We start from the raw sequence: 18,547 nt of genomic DNA on the forward strand, positions 1-18,547 counted from the left end.
GACGTGCCTTACAAGCCGAATGTCACGTGTCCCTCTGCGTCAATCGACCAGGCAGGGTTCCACGCGATCTCCCACGCATGCTCATCAGGATCAGCCACATACCCGCGCATGCCTCCATGCGGCGGTTCGTCGGCAGGCCGCAAGATCCGACCGCCGAAGCCTGAGAGGTGATCGATCGTCGCCTGCACGTCCTCGCGCGAGGCAACGTTATGGGCGAGAGAATAAGCCCCAGGCCCGGCAACGCAGTTACTCTGCATGTCCTCGGCAAGAGCATTTCGCAACCAAGTGCCGAGCACGAAACCATTCATCTGGTAGAAAATGATCTCTTCGTTCTCGAAGACAGGATGCCAGCCGAAGCCTTCAGCATAGAAGCGCCGCGAACGTGCAAGATCGCGCACGCCGAGTGTCACAACGGAAATCTGATGTTGCATTGAGTCACGTCCCTACATTGCCCTGGAGCACTATGCGCCAGAGCCTCCGTCATGGGACTTGATGCATCTGCACCAGCCAGAGCTTCCCGCAGGAAGCGACCGGGCTAACCAAACCGGTCCGCCTTTTCCGACACGCCGAGCATACCCGGCCAAGTGATCTGGTCAAGAAAGCATCCAGCGCCTTCAAGCCGCCATCTCGACCTCGCGAGTACGGCCGAGATCGTGCATCCACTGCGCGAATTGGGGCTGCCGCTGAATCTGGCGTCCGTAGTGGCCGCGCAAGCCATCGACGAGGCGTCCGTTGCGGGACAACAGATCGTCCGCATAGGTGATCATGCGCGAGTTCGGCCAAGCCTGCGGCCTGATCAGCGTCAGGCGTTCGAACAGCCTGTCCTCCTTCTCGTCAGGATATGCCTGCGCCAGAAGAGTCACCATCGCGGCCGTCGAGCGGGAAATGCCCATGTGACAATGCACGAGAAGATGCCCTTGTGCGCGCTCAGTGCTGCCGGCCGCAACCTCCTCGCCGAAGCGCAGCACGGCTTGCACATGCTCCGGCTGCGGCAGGATCATCCCCTCGATCGGATTGATGATGTCGTGAAAGCGAAGGATCGTGCGGTGATGCGGATCGTATACCTGGAACGCCTCCGGATCGGGATGATCCGGGTCCAGAATCGAGAGCACATGCGTGACGGCCCTCTCCTTCTGCTCCGGCAATTCAGAAATGCCACAGATGGTGAACATCGAGATCGAGAGCGGCTGCATTGAAAACCCATCGGAAAGCGGAGGCTGCATGATCCCTCCTTATTATGTTCGTAGGTTGTACCTATGCAGAAAGATGGATCCAAGCACATCAAATGATTGTGTCCTTTTGATCACAGCTCGGCCTGGCCACATTTCTGCCATCTCGTTAACACCTTGTGGACATCACCGGGTTTATGAACTCCCATTCAAGGTACCGCCGCTCCCAGGCGTTGGCGGCATAAGCGAAAAACCAGAAACTGCGAGCCTCCCCCACTGATGTCTGCTTTCACGGCCTTCCGCTTGTCCTCGTTGCAGAATGCGATCCGCTTCTGCGTGCTGGTCCTCCCACTGGCGCTCGCCGCCTGTGTTTCCACCTCGTCGCCTTCGCAGCAGGCAATCCGCCATATCGATCCAGCTTACATGGCCATGTATGGTGCCCGTCCCGACGAAGCGCATCCGCTACCCGCCACCGACATTTCCGAAGTCGATCCGCGCTTCCTGCGCCGGGAGGTGGCCTATTACGGCCGTGAAGAGCCCGGCACGGTGGTGGTCGATACGTCGGCCCGTTACCTCTACCTCGTCCGCGAGGGCGGACGCGCCATCCGCTACGGCATCGGCGTCGGCAAGGAAGGCTTGGCCTGGTCCGGTCGCGCCCAAGTGGGCCGCAAGGCTATGTGGCCGCGCTGGACACCGACCGCCTCGATGATCAAGCGCGAGCCCGAGCGCAACGGCCCGTGGGCCGGCGGCATGCCGGGCGGGATCGAGAACCCGCTCGGTGCCCGTGCGCTCTACCTCTACAACAATGGCGTCGATACCATGTATCGCATCCATGGCACGACGGAACCCTGGTCCATTGGCCAGTCGGTGTCGAGCGGCTGTATCCGCATGTTCAACCAGGACGTGATCGACCTCTACAACCGCGTGCCCGTGGGCTCGCCGGTGGTGGTGCTGAGAGGGCGCAGCCCCTTCAACGACGTCGATCCGGATGAACAGCGCGTGTCGTTCTACTGATCGGGTACACGGTCAACGAATTTGAAAGGGTCGGCCAGTGGCCGGCCCTTTTCTTTGTCGTCCTGCCTGGCTTGAGGTATGATCCGTGCGTCCTGATGGAGGCACGGCCATGACCGTAGAACGCGCCATCCTTCTGACCGTCGGCGGGTTGATCATCATCAGCGTCCTGCTCGCGGTCTATATCAATCTCAATTGGCTCTGGCTGACCGGAATCCTGGGAGCCCATCTTGTGCAGGCATCGTTCACGGGCCTCTGCCCTGTCGTGAAGATGTTCAAGCGGCTCGGTCTCCCCAGCAAGCCCGGTTTCACCTGAGGCTCCCTTCCCCCTGGAGGCTTTTGCTTTCTGTCCTATGAATCAAAGTCCATGCCTTTCGCGAAGGATTGTTCATGGACGAATGGTTCCCTCGGGCCCTGAAGCTCACGACGCGCATCATCGAAGTGGGCGGCATCGCCATCATCGTTCTCGGCACCTTGGGAGCCACCATCGCCGTTCTCTGGCAGGTTCTAAAGGGCCGTTCGGGCGAAGACGCCTTCAGCCTCTACCGCTCCAATCTCGGGCGGGCGATCCTGCTGGGGCTCGAATTTCTTGTGGCCGCCGATATCATCAACACTGTTGCCATCGAGCCCTCCCTTCAAAGCCTCCTCATCCTCGGCGGCATCGTGCTCATCCGCACCTTCTTGAGCTTCTCGCTGGAAGTTGAGATCGAAGGGCACTGGCCGTGGGAGCGGCACAAAGCTGCCACTCAGGGGAACAATGATCTTCCCGCAAACCGACAGGAATGAAACGAAGTTGCGCAGGCGGCCGATTTCGTCAACACTATAAGCTCATTCTGTCTGGCCAAGGCCTTTCTTGGCTCACTCGGAGATCCGTCATGAAGCCTTTGATGCGCCTGTCTGCCGTAGCGTCCGCCTTTACCTTGGGCCTTGGCCTGGGACTCCAGCCTTTCTCCATCGATTTCTCCGCCTTCGACGCCGGCGTTGCAACCGTTCAGGCCAAAGGCGGTGAAGGCGGTGGCCATGGAGGCGGCAATGGCGGAGGCGGTGGGAACGGCGGCGGTGGAGGCAACGCCGGTGGGAATGGTGGTGGCCGTGGTGGCGACCATGGAGGCGGCAAAGGCCAGGGCGGCTCCAAGGGCTCTTCCGGCGGCGGATCGAAGAGCACAGGCACCCAAACCAAGGATCTCGGCCTTTTCGAAGGCTTCATGAGAGACCTCAAGGGCGAGAAGAGAGCCGAGCGCACGAAGACGAAATCGACGGCAACCGAGAAGAAAGCCGCCAAGACCGAGCAGGCTGCCACGACTACGAAGGAGAAGGCATCAGCCGCTTCGCTCGGTCGCCTGAATGCCGCGCATGCTTCGGCGCAAGCCATGGCGAACGCCTCCGCGAACTCCACAGTGGGCAAGATCGGCTCCTACAAGGAGGCCCTGGCGGCAGAGGACCTTGACGCAGCCGCTGCGGCCCTTGCGGACGTCAGCAATAAGGCTGTGACAGAAGCCTCCATCAAGAGCCTGAACGAGATTCTCGGTGTTGAAATGGATGAGGCAAAGGTCACCGAGCTCACCGACAAGGTCGAGGCTCTGCAGAGCAAGACGACCACTGAAACGGTCACCACGACAACGACCACAGGAATGAGCACAACGTCTGGAACGACGACTACGACAGCAACTGAGGCCACAAAGAAGGCCGAGTCCCTGGGCCGTCTCAATGCGGCTCATGCCTCGCCCCAGGCGATGGCGCGTGCATCGCTCAACTCGCCCGTCGGCCAGCTCGGAGCCTACAAGAGCGCCGTTGCGGCCAACGATCTCGACGCAGCCGCAGAGGCCCTGTCCAAGGCGAGCAACAAGACGGTAACCGCAGAGACCGTCAGGAACCTCAACGGCGTTCTCGGCGCCACGCTCACCGAAGAACAGGTGTCGGAAGTGGTCCAGAAGACGGAGGCACTCAAAGCGGAGACGAATACGAAGTCTTCATCCAAAAAGACCTCCGGTCTCACACCCTGAAACATCTCATCGATTCACCAGCCAACCCTCCGGGACGGTTAGGTCCGGAGGGTTTGTTGCATCTGTGCCACCGGCATGAGCAAAAAGTCCTCATGCCTGCGTCAGCTCGTTGACTGCATCGGCAACACGCCTTAGCTGAAACGACCGGCCCGCCAGCCGCCGCCGCCCTTCCAGCGTCCGTCGGCTCCACAATCTGCCTGATTTCTCCGCTTCATCCCGATGGATGGCGTGTGATCGCGCACATCAGGTCGCGATCCTCTTCGGCAGGTTTCTCTTCCAGTTCTAAGCAGCCCCCTTCAGGCCACCATGCGCATGCCGCGATGGGCTGCTTGCAGCGATGATTGTCGACTATGATGACTTTCGAAACAGGCCACTTCCTGAGCAAGATTCCCTTCGTGAGAATCGGCTCAGGCCCCAATCCCATCGTCGTCTTCAATGGAGGGCAAGCCTTCGTCAGACGGCCAACGCCAGCACGCATCGAAAGAGACGCCAGGCGCATTGCGCGCCTCCTGCCCTCGGGCCGCACGATCTACGTGATGGGCTACGATCCAGCGCCGCCGGCCGGCTACAGCATCGACATGATCGTTCAGGACATGGCGACGATCCTGCGCAATGAGACCGGCCCTGCGACTGTCATGGGCATCTCGTTCGGCGGCTTCGTGGCGACCCGACTGGCCGCCGACCATCCCGACCTCGTTAAAAGTCTGATCGTGATGGTGAGCGCCCACCGCTTCTCTCCGGAAGGCCAACGCAGCATCGACCGCCAGATCGAATGCGCCTGGCAAGGCGACTTCGAAGGCTTCCTCGATGAATTCGGCCTCGTCTTCCGCCGCCCCTGGCTCAACTGGCTGCTTCGCCTGCGCCTGCGGCAGGAACGAAACAGATTGCACAAGACCATGAACGAACCCGCCGCTATCGTGCGCGGCCTCCATGCCGTCGCAGGTGAGGATTTCGGCAAGGATCCGGCATGGCTGCAGCGCATCCAGGCCCGCACGCTGATCATCGGCGGAACGCACGATCCCTTCTTCGACGTGAACGCGATGAAGGAAGCGGCTCACCTGATCCCTTGGACGCAACTCAAGCTGTTCGACGGCGAAACGCACATGCTGCCCATCGAGCGGGCGCGCGACGTCGCGAAGGTGGTGAAGGCATTTCTGTGGTGACCGACAGCGCTACGGCAGGAGCACAGAGCAATCCTGCCGTAGCCCGATCTCATTTGCTGAAATACCGCGCCAGGTTCTTCCGGATGCGCTCCAGTACGGGCACGTTGACATCCGGCAGAGCGAATGTTTGGCCGGTGATGCGCTCGTAGGCGTCGATATAGACCCGCGAGGTTTCGAGGATCACGTCGGCGGGGATTTCAGGGATCGGATCCTTGTAAGGATCGCAGCGCGCGACGACCCAGCTGCGGACGAAATCCTTGTCGAAGCTCTCGGGGCGCTCGCCGGCCTCGAAACGCTGAGGGTAGCTCCCGGCGAACCAGTAGCGGCTGCTGTCCGGCGTATGGATCTCGTCGGCAATCATGATCTGGCCTGCCTCGTCGATGCCGAATTCATATTTCGTGTCGACGAGGATGAGACCGCGCGCGGCTGCCGCCTCGCGCCCCTTCGCGAAGAGTGCGAGGGCATAGTCGGAAACGGTTTTCCACTGCTCGGCGCTCAGGAGATTTCGCTCCACGATCTCACTCGCGGTCAGCGGCTCGTCATGGCCGCCGTGGAAAGCCTTCGTGGTGGGCGTGATGATGGTCTGCGGGAGCTTCTGGTTATCGCGCATGCCGTCCGGGAGCCGGATGCCGTACATCTCCCGCTGCCCCTGCTTATAGAGCGAGAGGATCGAGGTGCCCGTGGTGCCGGCCAAATAATCGCGCACCACGATCTCGACAGGCAGGATGGTGAGCTTCTTGCACAAAGCTACATTGGGATCGGGATATTCGATGATGTGGTTGGGACAGATATCCGCCGTCTTCTCGAACCAGAAGCGGGCGGTCTGTGTCAGCACCTGGCCTTTCAGCGGAATGGAAGCGAGATTGATGTCGAAGGCGCTGATGCGGTCGGAGGCAATGATGATGCGCCGCCCGTCCGGCAGGTCGTAATTGTCGCGCACCTTGCCCCGATAATGGTTCGGCAATTCCGGGATCGTCGCGTCATCGAGGACGTAACCGGCATAGGCCCGAAGGGCTGCTTGATCGACCATATTCACCTGCCACGGCTGTTCGGGTTCTCGTCCGCCGAGTTCTAGCGCATCATGCGGAAAAGCGGACCCAGTTTTCCGCTCTCAACAATGCGCTGCTCTATGAAGAGAGCAGCGGATGAATCCCAAAAGTGGAGTCCACTCTTGTGTCCGATGCTATAGACTGAATTGACCGGCAGGCTAGGCCCGAAGCTCAGAAAGTTAAGCCTTTCCACGGGATCAGTCGGCAGCGCTGGCGTTCCGGCGCTGCACCACGTTGAGGCCGGAGAGAACCACGGTGGTCTCATAACCCTGGCTGTCCACGACCGTCCATTGCTTCAGGGCATTGGCGCGGCTGTCGAAACGAAGCGTGATCTTGGACGTGCCGCCCAAGGTAGCGCTGTCGTCGAAGATGACGGTGATCACGCCGTCTCGGGCGATCTGCACGTCGCGGACCTTGGTGTCTCGCGCCAAGTCCACATTGTCCTGCAACAGAAACTTCAGGGGCGTCTGGCTGACGGGATAGACGTCGTTGGTACCGAGCTTCTTGTCCCGGATCGCCACGTTGCGCCCGTCGGAGACGATCTCGAGCGTGCTCGGCGGCGCATAGGCGAAATGCAGTTGCCCCGGACGCCGGACGGTGAGCGTGCCCTCCACCTGCTGGCCATTTGGGTTCTTCTGCACGAAATAGGCCGACATCGTATCCATGCTGTTGAAATAGGCATTCACCCGCTCCAGCGCGGCCGCAGGCGAGGTCGGGTTCGGCGGCGACACGGGCGTTGCGGGCGTGGCCGCTGCGGCCACCGGGGTCGGCGTCGGAGCGGCCTGAGCGGGCGTTGAGCGCGCAGGCTTCGGCGGCTCGGCGACCTTGACCGGGGCAGGCTCGGGAGCCTTCGGCTTCTCCGCGGCCTGGGCGGGAGGCTCGGCTGTGGCAGGCGCTGCCTGCTTCACATCGGGCTCGGCGGGAGCTGGCTTGGGAGCGGTCGCAGGCGCTGCGGCGACCGGCTGCGCCTGAGGCTGGGCTTGAGGCTTGGGCCGCGCGACCTGCTGCTTAGCGGGGGCCTTTGGCTTAGGCGCAGCAGTCTTAGCCTGCGGTTTCGTCTGGGTTTGGGCTGGGGCTGCCGGCGCAGGCTCCGCCGCCTGCGGGGCAGGTGCAGTCTGAGGCTCGGCTGTCGGTGTCCCCTGCCCCTGATTGGGCTTAAAGATGCCGTCCAGAAAACGGGTCAGCGGATCGGGCGTGCGTTGCTGAGCAGCGGCAGGGGACGCACACGTGGCCAAAACGGCGAGACCAATAAAGCAACGCAAGGACTTCTTGAGCATGACTCGACTGCAAACCCGAAAAAACAAGAAATGGCCGCACGGCGGGAATCCGCCTACCGTGACGGTCAGGCCTTATCGCTTCGATTAGAGGCTGAATGAAGGCAGGAGTTTGCAGGCGAAAGCGAGTCGCGTCCAGGATAAGGCTCAGCTTTACACGGCCAATCGCGCTGTTAGGCCGCGTCGGCGTACTCGTCCTCGTCATCCATGGGTATAGGCCGGACGGGAGCGGGCTTCGGCTTTGAAACGCGCGGGCGGGACTGACGCTTCTTCTTGACGGCTTTCTTGGCGCCAAGACCACCCCACCAGCGCTGCCAGCTCCAAGCGCCGGGGCCCACGAGCATGTAGAACAGGAGCCCGGACAACACGCCGAGATTGGCGAGGAATATCGCCTGCTCTCCCTGGCGGGTCAGGCCGCCATAATCCCAGAACCGGTGCAGGGCTCCGGTGGTGATCACGAGCGCGGCCATCAGCGCCGAGGCGCTCACGCGCGGCGCGATGCCGAGGACCAGGGCGAGCGGAGCCACGATCTCGGCCACCACGATGATGGTGGCCACGAGATCCCCGTAAGGGATGCCCTTCATGGTCAGCGCGGCCGCAAACCCCGAGATGTTGGTGAGCCGGGCCAGAGCAGGCGGCAGGAAGCAGCCGGCGAGCAACAGGCGGTTCAGGAACAGGATTCCGTTCGTCGTGCCCGCATTCATGATCTAGCCCCTCTCCTTTTCAGCTGCGGCCAGAATCGGGGCCGCCGCTGCGTATTAGAGGCAGAGGTTCTTAACCTGTTCTTAGCGCCACTGACTTGTCCACGGTGTCTTGAGAGCGCCTTTTCAGAGCTTCAGGTTTCTCTCGCGCAGCATGCTTTCCCAGCGCAGCGTATGATCCACGATGGTGGCAAGATCGTCATAGCGGGGCTGCCAGTTGAGCCGCGCGCGGATGCGGGCTGAATCCGCCACGATGGTGGCCGGATCTCCGGCGCGGCGCGGCGCGATCCGGGTCTCGACCGGCCTCCCTGAGACCTTGCGCACGGTATCGATTACCTCCGACACGGAATAGCCGTGTCCGTAACCGCAATTCACGATGACGCTCTCGCCGCCCTTCCGCAGATAATCCAGCGCCTGCATATGGGCCGCGATCAGGTCCGTCACATGAATGTAGTCACGGATGCAGGTCCCATCCGGCGTTGGATAATCCGTGCCGTAGATGTCCATGGAGGGGCGCATGCCGAGCGCCGTCTGGACAGCCACCTTGATGAGGTGGGTCGCATTCGCGGTCGATTGGCCATGGCGCATGGCAGGATCGGCTCCCGCCACGTTGAAATAGCGGATGGCGACAAAGCGCATGCCGTGGGCCGCCGCCACATCGCGCAGCATCACCTCCGTCAGCTGCTTGGAGCTGCCATAGGGCGACAATGGCGCAAGCGGCGCGTCCTCTGCGAGCGGCCTGTCAGAGGCATTGCCATAGACTGCGGCAGTCGAGGAAAAGACGAAGGTCTTGATCCCGGCCGCCACCGCCGCCGCCAGCAGCGAGCGGCTCTTGACGGTGTTGTTCAGGTAATAGCCAAGCGGATCGCGCACCGATTCCGGCACAACGAGCTTGGCGGCAAAATGCACGATGGCATCGATGGAATGGACCCGCAACGTCTGCAGGACCAGCTCGTAATCGCCCACATCGCCGACAACGAGCGGCACATCCTCCGGCACCGACCAACGGAACCCGGTCGAGAGATTGTCGAAAACCACGGGTTTCAACCCGGCATCGCGCAGGGCCAGCACCATGTGGCCGCCGATATAGCCGGCACCCCCAGTCACCAGAACGTTCACGGGATCTCCTCGAACTGCCATTTTCGTCATCGTTGCCCGAATGAGTCTGGATTTCCAGCGCAACCTGCTGGCAAAACAGGTTGAGTACCCCACCATTTGTGAGAGGCTGCCGCATGGACGAACGCACGGAATATTGGTGGGTCCGCCACGAATCCGAGATCCAGCCGGCGGAAGTCGGCTTCGTCGGCGGCATCCCCGTGCATTTCCGCTTCATCGGCACGGCAGGCCGCGTTCAAGCGGAAGCAGCCGAACTCATCGAGCGTCTCCCCGCACCGCCCGTATCCGTTTTCAAGCCGCAAGCATCTTCCGCCGTTGCGGCTCCATCGAAGCCGCAGAAATCCGGCTCCTGGCTGTGGTTCATCGGCATCCTGCTCCTGATCTTCGTTGTCCAGTGCTCAGGGCCGATCTTCGATGCCATCAAGTGAATCGAAGGCTTTATCTGAGAAAGGCGGAACTCACCACGCACCTAATCAGTAACGCCAGGAGGCGGCCTGGTTAGGCTTGTCATAGATGTGCTCGATCACATCTACGGCTACGGGATGGTCTCGACATGACGCGGCGCGATCTTCAAATGGATCTCGGCAGGAGCGGCCTCCCCTGGGAAGCAGGCAAAGCCTTCGAGCACTCCTGCCCTTGCGGCCCCATTCCCCCGGTCGAGAAAGCCGGGCACGTTTTGGAAGGTAACTTTCGCCTGACGGTGGACGGCGAAACGAGGCAGGGCTCCAATCTCACGCTGATGATCTGGATAGTGCCGGAGATCATCTCCAACCTGTCGAAGTACTTCATGCCGCAACTGGGCGACATCATCCTGGCCGGCACCCCAGCCGGTGCCGGCCCGGTAGTGCCGGGGAATGAGCTTGTGGGTTCAACCGACAAGTTGGGGACCTTGACACAAACCAGTTCCCATTTTCGCATTCGAGGCTCTCGAGCCTTGGCCCGGATAGCCGTGTCCACTTTTGGATCCGAAGCTCTAACTACAGACTGTCACGGGAGCATTTCCGAGGAGGAGCATTCCATGAAGGCACTAGCGACAGCATTCGTGATAATGATGTGCGCAGGCAACGCCATGGCGGCTGAAGCATCTTGCACCGCTCAGGCTACCGAGAAGAAACTCGCCGGCGCTGCAAAGACAAGCTTCATGACCAAGTGCGAAAGGGACATGAAGGCAGCTTGTGATACCCAGGCGTCGGAGAAGAAGTTGAGCGGAGCAGCAAAGACCAGCTTCACCACCAAATGCATCAAGGACTCTGTTGGCACGTAACGTAAACAGAGCCGGCTGTTTTGAGCGACCCATTGAAGCATCGGACGGGAATATGAAATCACGTCCGATGCTTTAGCTGCATCGTCGAACGGGAGACCGGGGCGGTCTACGTGACGATCGGATGACCCGGAGCCGCCGTGCCCGACGGGAATTGCGGGCTGACCTGCGCCTAGGCTTCCTGCGGATCGACCGTGTTTACCGCGATCGCAGGCTGGGCTGCGCCCATGGATCGAGAGGCGGAGCGGTGGCTGGCCGCGGTCATCCTTCCGGACGGCATCGCTCCCGCAACGACGACACCTCCTCCCCGGGCCTGAGCAGACGCTCGCAATCCGGCCGCGCTCCGCGCCGGCCGCCCGTCTTCTCACGTTCGAATGTTCTCGGGAGAACCAGCATGAAGTCGCCCATTCTCGCCCTCGTCCTCGCTGCCGGTCTCTCGCCCCGGCCTTCCCAAGCTGCAACACTCAGGCCCGCTACAGCGCTTAAGGCGGTACGGCCCCGAAGCTGCAGTTCCCTCCACATCACCCATCTGGGTTGATTGCCATGACATCATTCTTCAGCGACCATAGCTGACAGATGATGCGTGAAAGGAGTGCTGCTCATTGATCACCGCTGCACAGATCCGTGCTGCCCGTGCCCTTCTCGGCATCGATCAACGCCAGCTCGCGGAGATGGCAGGGGTCTCACTGCCGACAATCCAACGCATGGAAGCGAGCGCAGGCAATGTGCGGGGGGTGGTCGAGACGCTTACGAAAGTCGTTGAGGCGTTCGATCGTGCTGGGGTCGAGCTCATCGGCGAGAATGCCGTGAGCCGAGAAGGCGGACGCGGCGTGCGATTCAAGCGCGCCAAGCCGTGAGCGGCTCCTAACGCGTGTGACTGCGACGGTGACCGTTGCTTCGGATCGACGATCCTCGCCGCACCAGTAGCTGGAGAAAGCACCAGGATGGCTGCACGGTCTATCGAACCGACCTTTGCTGAACTGTTCACTCCGAAGCTGATCACGGTCCTGCGGGAGCGATATGATCTGGCCGACCTCCGAGCGGATGCCGCCGCGGGGCTGACTGTTGCTATCGTGGCTTTGCCGCTTTCCATGGCAATCGCCATCGCCTCTGGCGTAACGCCCGACCGAGGGCTCTACGCCGCCATTGTTGGAGGTTTCATCGTCTCGGCCCTGGGAGGAAGCCGGTTCCAGATCGGCGGGCCGGCGGGGGCGTTCATCGTGCTGGTAGCCGCAACTGTCGAACAGCATGGGGTCGATGGTCTCCTTCTCGCGACCATGCTCAGCGGCGTGATCCTGCTGGCGATCGGGCTCCTGCGGCTCGGGACCTTCATCAAGTTCATTCCCTTCCCGGTGACTGTCGGCTTCACGGCCGGCATTGCGGTCATCATCTTCGCGAGCCAGCTTAGGGAATTGCTGGGCCTCAGCCTCGACAAGGAACCGGGGCCTTTCGTTCCGAAGCTTCTGGCGCTCGGGAGAGCCCTACCGACCTTGAATGTTTCGGCCGTGGCTGTAGCCCTTCTCACCATCGGCATTATCGTGGCCATCCGGCGCTTCCGCCCGCACTGGCCCGCCTTCATCATCGCCGTAGCCACAGCCGCCGTCATGACCTGGCTCCTGGGCCTGCCCGTCGAGACCATCGGCACTCGCTTCGGCGGTCTGCCCCAATCCCTGCCAGCCCCACATCTGCCATCTCTCTCGACCGCAAGAATAACCGAACTTCTTCCCGCCGCCCTATCGTTTGCTCTCCTGGGTGGCATCGAGAGTCTCCTGTCGGCCGTTGTAGCAGACAGCATGACCGGCCGTCGCCATCGCTCCAACTGCGAGCTGGTGGCGCAAGGCGTGGCGAACATCGCCTCAGGCGTTTTCGGCGGTATCTGTGTCACGGGCACGATCGCCCGCACCGCCACAAACGTCCGCTCCGGCGCACGTGGTCCGGTCGCGGGCATGCTGCATTCGATGTTCCTGCTTCTGTTCATGCTGGTTGCAGCGCCGCTTGCTTCCTTCATCCCGCTCGCGGCCTTGGCTGCCGTTCTGACCACGGTTGCCTGGAACATGGCGGAGAAGCACGAGTTCGCGACCCTGCTGCGGGCTTCAAAGGGCGATGCCGTCGTGCTGCTCGCCACGTTTTTGCTGGTGGTCTTCCGCGATCTTACGGAAGGCATCCTGGTTGGGTTCGGCATTGGCGTCCTTGTATTCCTGCAGCGAATGGCGGAGGCGGTTGAAGTTGAACAACCTCGCCTCCTCCCGGAAGAGGATCGTCCCGATACCGTAAGCGGCAATGACCGCGAGCCCTATGATCCGGTGCTCGCGACCGACCCTGACGTGGTTGTGTATCGGATCTCAGGTGCTTTCTTCTTTGGTGCGGCCGCAACGGTTGCAGCAGCCCTCGACCGCATTGCTGAACACCCGAAGGCCTATGTCATCGACTTTTCGGCCGTTCCAGTGCTCGACAGCACAGCCGCCACGACGATCGAGGGGTTCGTGCGCAAATCTCAGCGCCATAAGGCCGCCGTCTATATTGCCGGTGCCCGACCATCCGTCCGGCGGGTGTTACTGACCCATGGCGTACGTCCACCACGGGTCCGCTTCAAACCGACGGTAGCGGAGGCGCTCGTCTCGGCCCACAACAAGGCGGAGGAGGCTTCGACAAAGCACACGGTTGCAATCCACGACTAGCGCATCGTGCGGAACCGAAGGGCTGCGTCAGAGAAAAGTGGTCGCCATAGGCGTTCAGGGCCTGGGTGCGCTCCGATCTCAGCGGCGCGGTCGTCGGCATGCCCATTGAGCGTAAGCGCGATCGCTGGGTCGGAGCGGTGCTGCGCTCCCGCTCACTCTGGGATGCGACACTGGACTTGCCGGCCGTACACTCATCGCTGCGGATGTCGACCAGCACACGATCCCGGTCCCGGCGGAGCATCGTTGCTGGTTATAGAGCGCCGGATTGCTCTGCCCCTGGGCCTCGGGCGCGGACCGGAATCCGGGCGCGGAGTGGGCCTCTTCAGCCGATGCGTCCCGTGATCGAGCAGGTGGTCGATGTGCTTCTCTCTGGTAGTGAGAAATGATCTGTCCTTACCGGGGAGGTCGGAGTACGATCAACGTCCAGCCTCTCCTCAGCGGCAAAATTGATGAACAGAGTTTGAAAATGAACTGGAATATCGATTGGCTGGCCCTCGATGGTGCCCTCGGCGGCATCGCAGTAGGCAGCGTCTATGAGCTAGGCGAAGCCTATTTCCAGCTTCCGAACAAGATCGAGCCCCCTACCCATTACATGGCGGAAATCGCGGTGGCCGGCATCGCGGGGGCATTCCTGTGCGCGATCATCTCCCTCATTACCAATCGACTGAAGGCAAAGTCCTAGAGCCTGGCGAATTCCGTCGCCAGAGTTACCGGCGACGAGGCGAACTGCACCGCGAGACCGTCTGCCCTCATAGCGCAGATGGCTTGGAACAGCTGGTTATCCTTCAGATGCAGCGCGCTTACTAAGCCGGCACTGACAGGTACAAAGAGCGCTCTTGCGCCAATTGCGAGCCGAATGAAGCCGCAGAGGCAAGCAGATTGCCATCGTTCACGCGCAACACGAGCATGATGGCCCACCTATGCATCCGCATGGCCTTCGCTTTCAGGTCCTTGTTCAACGGCCCGGATTGCGGGAGCGCTCGGTGACACAGTCCCGTCCCGCCTGGAAGATGCTGACGATCGGGTTCGACGCCGACAATGCAGGCACCGTCGCCTTTCACTGCCACCATCTCCATCCCCTGGCAGCGGGCATGATAGGCTTCATACCTATAATGATGTGCCCGGCCCTTCTCCCGTACCTAAAGGTCGCGCGACTGAAGCTGGCTGAGCAGGGAGCGGCCATAGTTCGTCTTCGAGAGCTTGGTGGCCACTTCCTCAAAGGCTGTGCTGTCGATCCAGCGCTGGCGATAGGCAATCTCCTCCGGCGAAGCGATGAGTTGCCCCTGCCGCGACTGCAGAACGCGGACGAACTCGCTAGCCTCCAGCAGCGACTCGTGCGTACCAGCATCGAGCCAAGCGTACCCACGCCCAAGGCGCTCCACATAGAGGCTTCCCTGATCGAGATAGGCATTATTGATGTCGGTGATCTCCAGTTCACCGCGGGCCGACGGCTTGATGCTCTTGGCAATCTCGACCACCTGCTCGTCGTAGAAATAGAGCCCGATTACCGCCCAGTGAGACTTTGGTACAGACGGCTTCTCCTCAATCGAGGTCGCCCGCCCCTGCTCATCGAAAGCGACGACGCCATACCGCTCAGGATCCTCGACCCGATATCCAAAGACAGTGGCTCCCTCACGCCGTTCTTGGGCCTGCTGCAGCGCCTCCGAGAGGCCGTGGCCATAGATAAGGTTATCGCCCAAGACGAGGCAGGACGGTTGGCCCCGCACGAAATCCTCCCCGATAATGAAGGCCTGCGCCAGGCCTTCGGGGCTGGGCTGCACCGCATACTCGAGGCGGAGTCCCCATTGTTTGCCGGTGCCCAGGAGCCTTTTGAAGGAAGCTTGGTCCTCAGGCGTTGTGATGATGAGGATATCCTTGATTCCTGCCAGCATGAGGGAGGTCAACGGATAGTAGATCATCGGCTTGTCGTAGATCGGAAGCAACTGCTTCGAGGTCGCCAGCGTCAGCGGATGCAAGCGCGTGCCTGAGCCGCCTGCGAGGATGATCCCTTTGCGATTCATGGTGAGCCCCCGTGATTTCTGCTTTGGATTAGGGTGTCGTGTGGCGCTGCGACAGCAGCCTTGTCACAGTCGCATCGACCGCGCTTTGCCAGGGCCGCGCCGTATAGCCGAAAGTGCGGTCGAACAGGCCTGAGTCGAGCTCTGAGTTGGCCGGCCGCCGAGCCGGCGTCGGATAATCCTCCGTGCGAATCGGTACAACTGACGGGGATCGGCCGGTAAACGGCCTTTGGGCCTTCACGATGCACGCGGCGAAGCCGTGCCACGTGGTCACACCCGTCCCGGCAAAGTGATAAGTGCCGGACACCGCCCTGCCCTCGTCCCAAGCCTGGGCCACGGTCAACAGCGCTTGAGCGAGATCGGCCGTGGACGTGGGGCAGCCGCTTTGATCCGCAACGATGCGCAGCTCATCGCGCTCACCGGCCAGGCGCAGGATAGTTTTCAGGAAGTTCGCGCCATGGATCCCGTATACCCACGATGTCCGCACGATCACATGCTGCGGCAGATGACGGCGGATCGCCTCCTCGCCCGCCAGCTTGCTGCGGCCGTAGACCCCGAGCGGCGCGACAGGATCGCTCTCGCGGTAGGCGCCGCTCTTGGAGCCGTCGAAGACATAATCCGTCGAGACATGGATCAGGGGAAGGCCGGCGACCGCACAGGCCCTGGCCAGGATTTCAGGTCCGGTCGCATTGGCCTGAAAGGCCGCCTCTTCTTCCGTCTCGGCGAGGTCTACCTTCGTGTAGGCACTGGCGTTGAGAACGATGCTGGGACGGATCTTGGCCATGGCCTGCTCCACCTGCGCCGGATCGGCCACATCGGCTTGGGCCCGCGTCAGACCTTTCAAGGGCACATCTGCCATATGCGCAAGCTCGATCAGCTCCTGTCCGAGCTGACCGCCGCTGCCAAAGACCAGGATCATGCCATTTGTCCCAATCGTTCGCCACGGTACACACCCGACCGGATGCGCTCCCACCAAGGCCGGTTCTCCAGGTACCAGCGCACCGTCTTAGCGAGACCCGTCTCAAAAGTCTCCTGCGGCACCCAACCCAGCTCCTGGTGGATCTTGGTTGGATCAATGGCGTAGCGCTTGTCATGCCCAGGACGGTCGCGCACGAAGGTGATCAGGTTCCGGCGCAGTCCGATCCGCTCATCCGGTGCGATCTCGTCGAGGATCGTGCAGATCGCCTGGACCACCTCTAAATTTGTCTTCTCGCTGCGACCGCCCACATTGTAGCTCTCGCCCACCTTGCCTTCGAGGGCGATAAGAGCCAGCGCACGGGCATGATCCTCCACGTAAAGCCAATCCCGCACATTCGAGCCATCGCCATAGACCGGCAGGGGCTTGCCTTCCAGCGCGTTGAGGATGATCAGCGGGATCAGCTTTTCCGGGAAATGGTAGGGTCCGTAGTTGTTTGAGCAGTTGCTCACAACCGTTGGCAAGCCGAAGGTGTGGTGCCACGCGCGCACCAGATGATCTGAGGCCGCCTTGGAGGCGGAGTACGGCGAGCGCGGATCGTACGCGGTCTCTTCGGTGAAGTGGCTTTCGGGGCCCAGGGAGCCGAACACCTCATCGGTGGAAACATGGTGAAAACGGAAATCGTCCTTTTCCGCCCCCGATAGTGCTTGCCAGTAGGCGAGAGCTGCCTGCAGCAGGGTATAAGTGCCGACCACATTGGTTTGGATGAATTCGCCTGGTCCATCGATGGACCGATCCACATGGCTCTCGGCAGCCAGATGCATGATGATATTGGGGCAGTAGGAGGTGATCACCTCCCGCATCTTTGACGCTTCCAGAATATCAGCTTGGATGAACTCATAGCGCGGGCTGCCTGCGATCGACTGAAGGGAGTCCAGATTGCCGGCATAGGTTAGCTTGTCGAGGACGAGCACCTGGTGTTCCGTCTCGCCGATCAGGTGGCGGGCGACGGCGGAGCCAATGAAGCCGGCTCCGCCTGTGACGAGGATCCGCTTAGATGTCGATCGGAAAGGCATGATGGAAGCTCAAGAAGCCCTATAGAGGTGTTACGCAGGTGCCTTGACAGGCTCATAGTGGAAGGGCGACACAAAGCCCGCAAAGGCGGGCAGAACCCTGTCCTTCTCAGAGAGAACGACCGGGGTGAGAGGCCATTCGATGCCAAGAGCCGGATCGTTCCAGGCCAAGCCCGCGTCGCAAGCGGGAGCGTAGAAACCATCGACCTTGTATGCCACTTCTGTATGAGATTCCAGGGTGCAGTAGCCATGGGCGAAACCGCGCGGCACGAAGAGCTGCTCACCGCCTTCGGCCGTCAAGGTCTTGCCGACCCAGCGCCCATATGTCGGCGATCCCACGCGCAAATCCACAGCGACGTCGAAGATGCTTCCACGCAGAACGCGGATAAGCTTGGCCTGCGGCTCGGGGGGACTTTGAAAATGAAGCCCTCTTAGAGTGCCTTTCACCGCCGAAAACGCCTGATTATCCTGAACAAAGGTGATATTGCCGAGCGCCTCTGAGAAGGCTCGTGTGCTGTAGGTCTCCGAGAACCAGCCCCGCTCATCGCCAAAGCGCCGCGGCGTAATCAGCACCACCTCGGGGATCTCGGTTCGCTGAATCGTGAGGTGCGACACTTGAACTGCCCCATCTTTCAATGAACGCTCCGTCTCTCAGAGCAGATCAGATCATAAAGTTGTAGTCTTATATAAGATCAGTTTCTGTAGCTAAGAACCCGCCATCGTCATTCTCTTGCTGCGAACTAAAATCCGCTGCTCGCTCAAAGACATTGAAACGGGCTATGCCTCTGGAGGCGGTGCGCGGAGCACTAGCCTGCAAGCTGGCTGCGCTCCTCCAGCCTCGAATCTTGTATAAAGAGCTTTGTGACGGTCATGGTTTTCCGCGTTGAGCTTCGGCACACGGTCGGCGACATGTTGGCGGATGCAGACACCGCCCTCGACGATATCCGATGGGCTCTCGGTCAGAAGCGCCTCGCCATGGCGCAGCACTCTTCAGAGCGGGCGAAGAAGAGGTCATCGGTTCGAGGGGCTGTGGAGAAAATCGACCTGCTGGGCACGCGAAAGTGTCTAACCTCGACGGCAGGGCCGATCTGCGACAGGTTAAGTCATTGATTTTG

General features: G+C 61.2%; 21 protein-coding genes and 1 pseudogene. 12 read left to right on the forward strand and 10 right to left on the reverse strand.

Annotation, left to right across the window (positions count from 1 at the left end):
• Positions 1 to 8 precede the first annotated feature (8 nt).
• Together ACUXUR_RS07550 and ACUXUR_RS07555 are read right to left on the reverse strand one after the other, a co-directional pair.
• Positions 9 to 431 (reverse strand): VOC family protein, encoded by a 423-nt coding sequence (locus ACUXUR_RS07550; protein ID WP_445501733.1) that lies wholly within the window; start codon positions 429 to 431, stop codon positions 9 to 11.
• 183 nt (positions 432 to 614) lie between these two features.
• Entirely contained in the window at positions 615 to 1,223 is a 609-nt protein-coding gene (locus ACUXUR_RS07555; protein ID WP_445501734.1) for a tyrosine phosphatase family protein, read from the reverse strand.
• Between the two features lie 225 nt (positions 1,224 to 1,448).
• Here ACUXUR_RS07555 and ACUXUR_RS07560 point away from each other — a divergent pair, with 225 nt between their 5' ends.
• The 5 genes from ACUXUR_RS07560 to ACUXUR_RS07580 all read left to right on the forward strand — a co-directional run bounded on the left by ACUXUR_RS07560 (position 1,449) and on the right by ACUXUR_RS07580 (position 5,346).
• Positions 1,449 to 2,183 carry a L,D-transpeptidase gene (locus ACUXUR_RS07560; protein ID WP_445501735.1) on the forward strand — a complete coding sequence of 245 codons (735 nt, stop codon included), beginning with the start codon at positions 1,449 to 1,451 and terminating at the stop codon, positions 2,181 to 2,183.
• A 109-nt stretch (positions 2,184 to 2,292) separates the two neighbouring features.
• Complete coding sequence (locus ACUXUR_RS07565) at positions 2,293 to 2,496, forward strand: YgaP family membrane protein (RefSeq protein ID WP_445501736.1); 204 nt, start codon at positions 2,293 to 2,295, stop codon at positions 2,494 to 2,496.
• Positions 2,497 to 2,570: 74 nt separating this feature from the next.
• Positions 2,571 to 2,966, forward strand: coding sequence for a DUF1622 domain-containing protein (locus ACUXUR_RS07570; RefSeq protein WP_445501737.1), 396 nt, complete (start codon positions 2,571 to 2,573; stop codon positions 2,964 to 2,966).
• Positions 2,967 to 3,055: 89 nt separating this feature from the next.
• Complete coding sequence (locus ACUXUR_RS07575; RefSeq protein WP_445501738.1) at positions 3,056 to 4,183, forward strand: hypothetical protein; 1,128 nt, start codon at positions 3,056 to 3,058, stop codon at positions 4,181 to 4,183.
• Between the two features lie 350 nt (positions 4,184 to 4,533).
• A complete protein-coding gene (locus ACUXUR_RS07580) occupies positions 4,534 to 5,346 on the forward strand; it encodes an alpha/beta fold hydrolase (protein WP_445501739.1) in 813 nt (270 codons plus the stop codon).
• Positions 5,347 to 5,395: 49 nt separating this feature from the next.
• Here the strand turns inward: ACUXUR_RS07580 and ACUXUR_RS07585 are convergent, their stop codons facing one another.
• From ACUXUR_RS07585 to galE, 4 genes are all read right to left on the reverse strand, one after another.
• A complete protein-coding gene (locus ACUXUR_RS07585; protein WP_445501740.1) occupies positions 5,396 to 6,376 on the reverse strand; it encodes a phosphoribosylaminoimidazolesuccinocarboxamide synthase in 981 nt (326 codons plus the stop codon).
• A gap of 216 nt (positions 6,377 to 6,592) precedes the next feature.
• Complete coding sequence (locus ACUXUR_RS07590; RefSeq protein ID WP_445501741.1) at positions 6,593 to 7,672, reverse strand: LolA family protein; 1,080 nt, start codon at positions 7,670 to 7,672, stop codon at positions 6,593 to 6,595.
• Positions 7,673 to 7,842: 170 nt separating this feature from the next.
• Positions 7,843 to 8,373, reverse strand: coding sequence for a DoxX family protein (locus ACUXUR_RS07595; RefSeq protein WP_445501742.1), 531 nt, complete (start codon positions 8,371 to 8,373; stop codon positions 7,843 to 7,845).
• Positions 8,374 to 8,496: 123 nt separating this feature from the next.
• A complete protein-coding gene (galE, locus tag ACUXUR_RS07600) occupies positions 8,497 to 9,489 on the reverse strand; it encodes a UDP-glucose 4-epimerase GalE (protein ID WP_445501743.1) in 993 nt (330 codons plus the stop codon).
• A gap of 113 nt (positions 9,490 to 9,602) precedes the next feature.
• Between galE and ACUXUR_RS07605 the strand changes: the two genes are divergently transcribed.
• From ACUXUR_RS07605 to ACUXUR_RS07635, 7 genes and pseudogenes are all read left to right on the forward strand, one after another.
• On the forward strand, positions 9,603 to 9,914 hold the full coding sequence (locus ACUXUR_RS07605; RefSeq protein WP_445501744.1) for a hypothetical protein: 312 nt from the start codon (positions 9,603 to 9,605) through the stop codon (positions 9,912 to 9,914).
• A gap of 125 nt (positions 9,915 to 10,039) precedes the next feature.
• On the forward strand, positions 10,040 to 10,750 hold the full coding sequence (locus ACUXUR_RS07610) for a fumarylacetoacetate hydrolase family protein (protein WP_445501745.1): 711 nt from the start codon (positions 10,040 to 10,042) through the stop codon (positions 10,748 to 10,750).
• Between the two features lie 191 nt (positions 10,751 to 10,941).
• A complete protein-coding gene (locus ACUXUR_RS07615; protein WP_445501746.1) occupies positions 10,942 to 11,064 on the forward strand; it encodes a hypothetical protein in 123 nt (40 codons plus the stop codon).
• Positions 11,065 to 11,349: 285 nt separating this feature from the next.
• Positions 11,350 to 11,604, forward strand: a complete 255-nt coding sequence (locus ACUXUR_RS07620) for a helix-turn-helix domain-containing protein (RefSeq protein WP_445501747.1) — start codon at positions 11,350 to 11,352, stop codon at positions 11,602 to 11,604.
• An 87-nt stretch (positions 11,605 to 11,691) separates the two neighbouring features.
• Complete coding sequence (locus ACUXUR_RS07625) at positions 11,692 to 13,425, forward strand: SulP family inorganic anion transporter (RefSeq protein ID WP_445501748.1); 1,734 nt, start codon at positions 11,692 to 11,694, stop codon at positions 13,423 to 13,425.
• A 466-nt stretch (positions 13,426 to 13,891) separates the two neighbouring features.
• The gene (locus ACUXUR_RS07630; protein ID WP_445501749.1) at positions 13,892 to 14,107 is read left to right on the forward strand and encodes a hypothetical protein; all 216 of its coding nucleotides are present in this window, start codon (positions 13,892 to 13,894) and stop codon (positions 14,105 to 14,107) included.
• Between the two features lie 196 nt (positions 14,108 to 14,303).
• A pseudogene (locus ACUXUR_RS07635) lies at positions 14,304 to 14,513 on the forward strand (multicopper oxidase domain-containing protein); the annotation flags it as partial.
• Between the two features lie 51 nt (positions 14,514 to 14,564).
• Here ACUXUR_RS07635 and rfbA read toward each other — a convergent pair.
• Genes rfbA through rfbC form a run of 4 tightly spaced genes read right to left on the reverse strand, consistent with a single transcriptional unit; the run spans position 14,565 to position 18,047 of the window.
• Positions 14,565 to 15,446 carry a glucose-1-phosphate thymidylyltransferase RfbA gene (rfbA, locus tag ACUXUR_RS07640; protein WP_445501750.1) on the reverse strand — a complete coding sequence of 294 codons (882 nt, stop codon included), beginning with the start codon at positions 15,444 to 15,446 and terminating at the stop codon, positions 14,565 to 14,567.
• Between the two features lie 28 nt (positions 15,447 to 15,474).
• Complete coding sequence (gene rfbD, locus ACUXUR_RS07645) at positions 15,475 to 16,362, reverse strand: dTDP-4-dehydrorhamnose reductase (protein WP_445501751.1); 888 nt, start codon at positions 16,360 to 16,362, stop codon at positions 15,475 to 15,477.
• The gene (rfbB, locus tag ACUXUR_RS07650) at positions 16,359 to 17,435 is read right to left on the reverse strand and encodes a dTDP-glucose 4,6-dehydratase (protein ID WP_445501752.1); all 1,077 of its coding nucleotides are present in this window, start codon (positions 17,433 to 17,435) and stop codon (positions 16,359 to 16,361) included. The genes rfbD and rfbB overlap by 4 nt, the downstream gene beginning before the upstream one ends.
• Before the next feature lie 30 nt (positions 17,436 to 17,465).
• Positions 17,466 to 18,047 carry a dTDP-4-dehydrorhamnose 3,5-epimerase gene (gene rfbC, locus ACUXUR_RS07655; protein ID WP_445501753.1) on the reverse strand — a complete coding sequence of 194 codons (582 nt, stop codon included), beginning with the start codon at positions 18,045 to 18,047 and terminating at the stop codon, positions 17,466 to 17,468.
• Between the last annotated feature and the right edge of the window lie 500 nt (positions 18,048 to 18,547).

The sequence above is a fragment of the Microvirga medicaginis genome, from assembly GCF_052658925.1.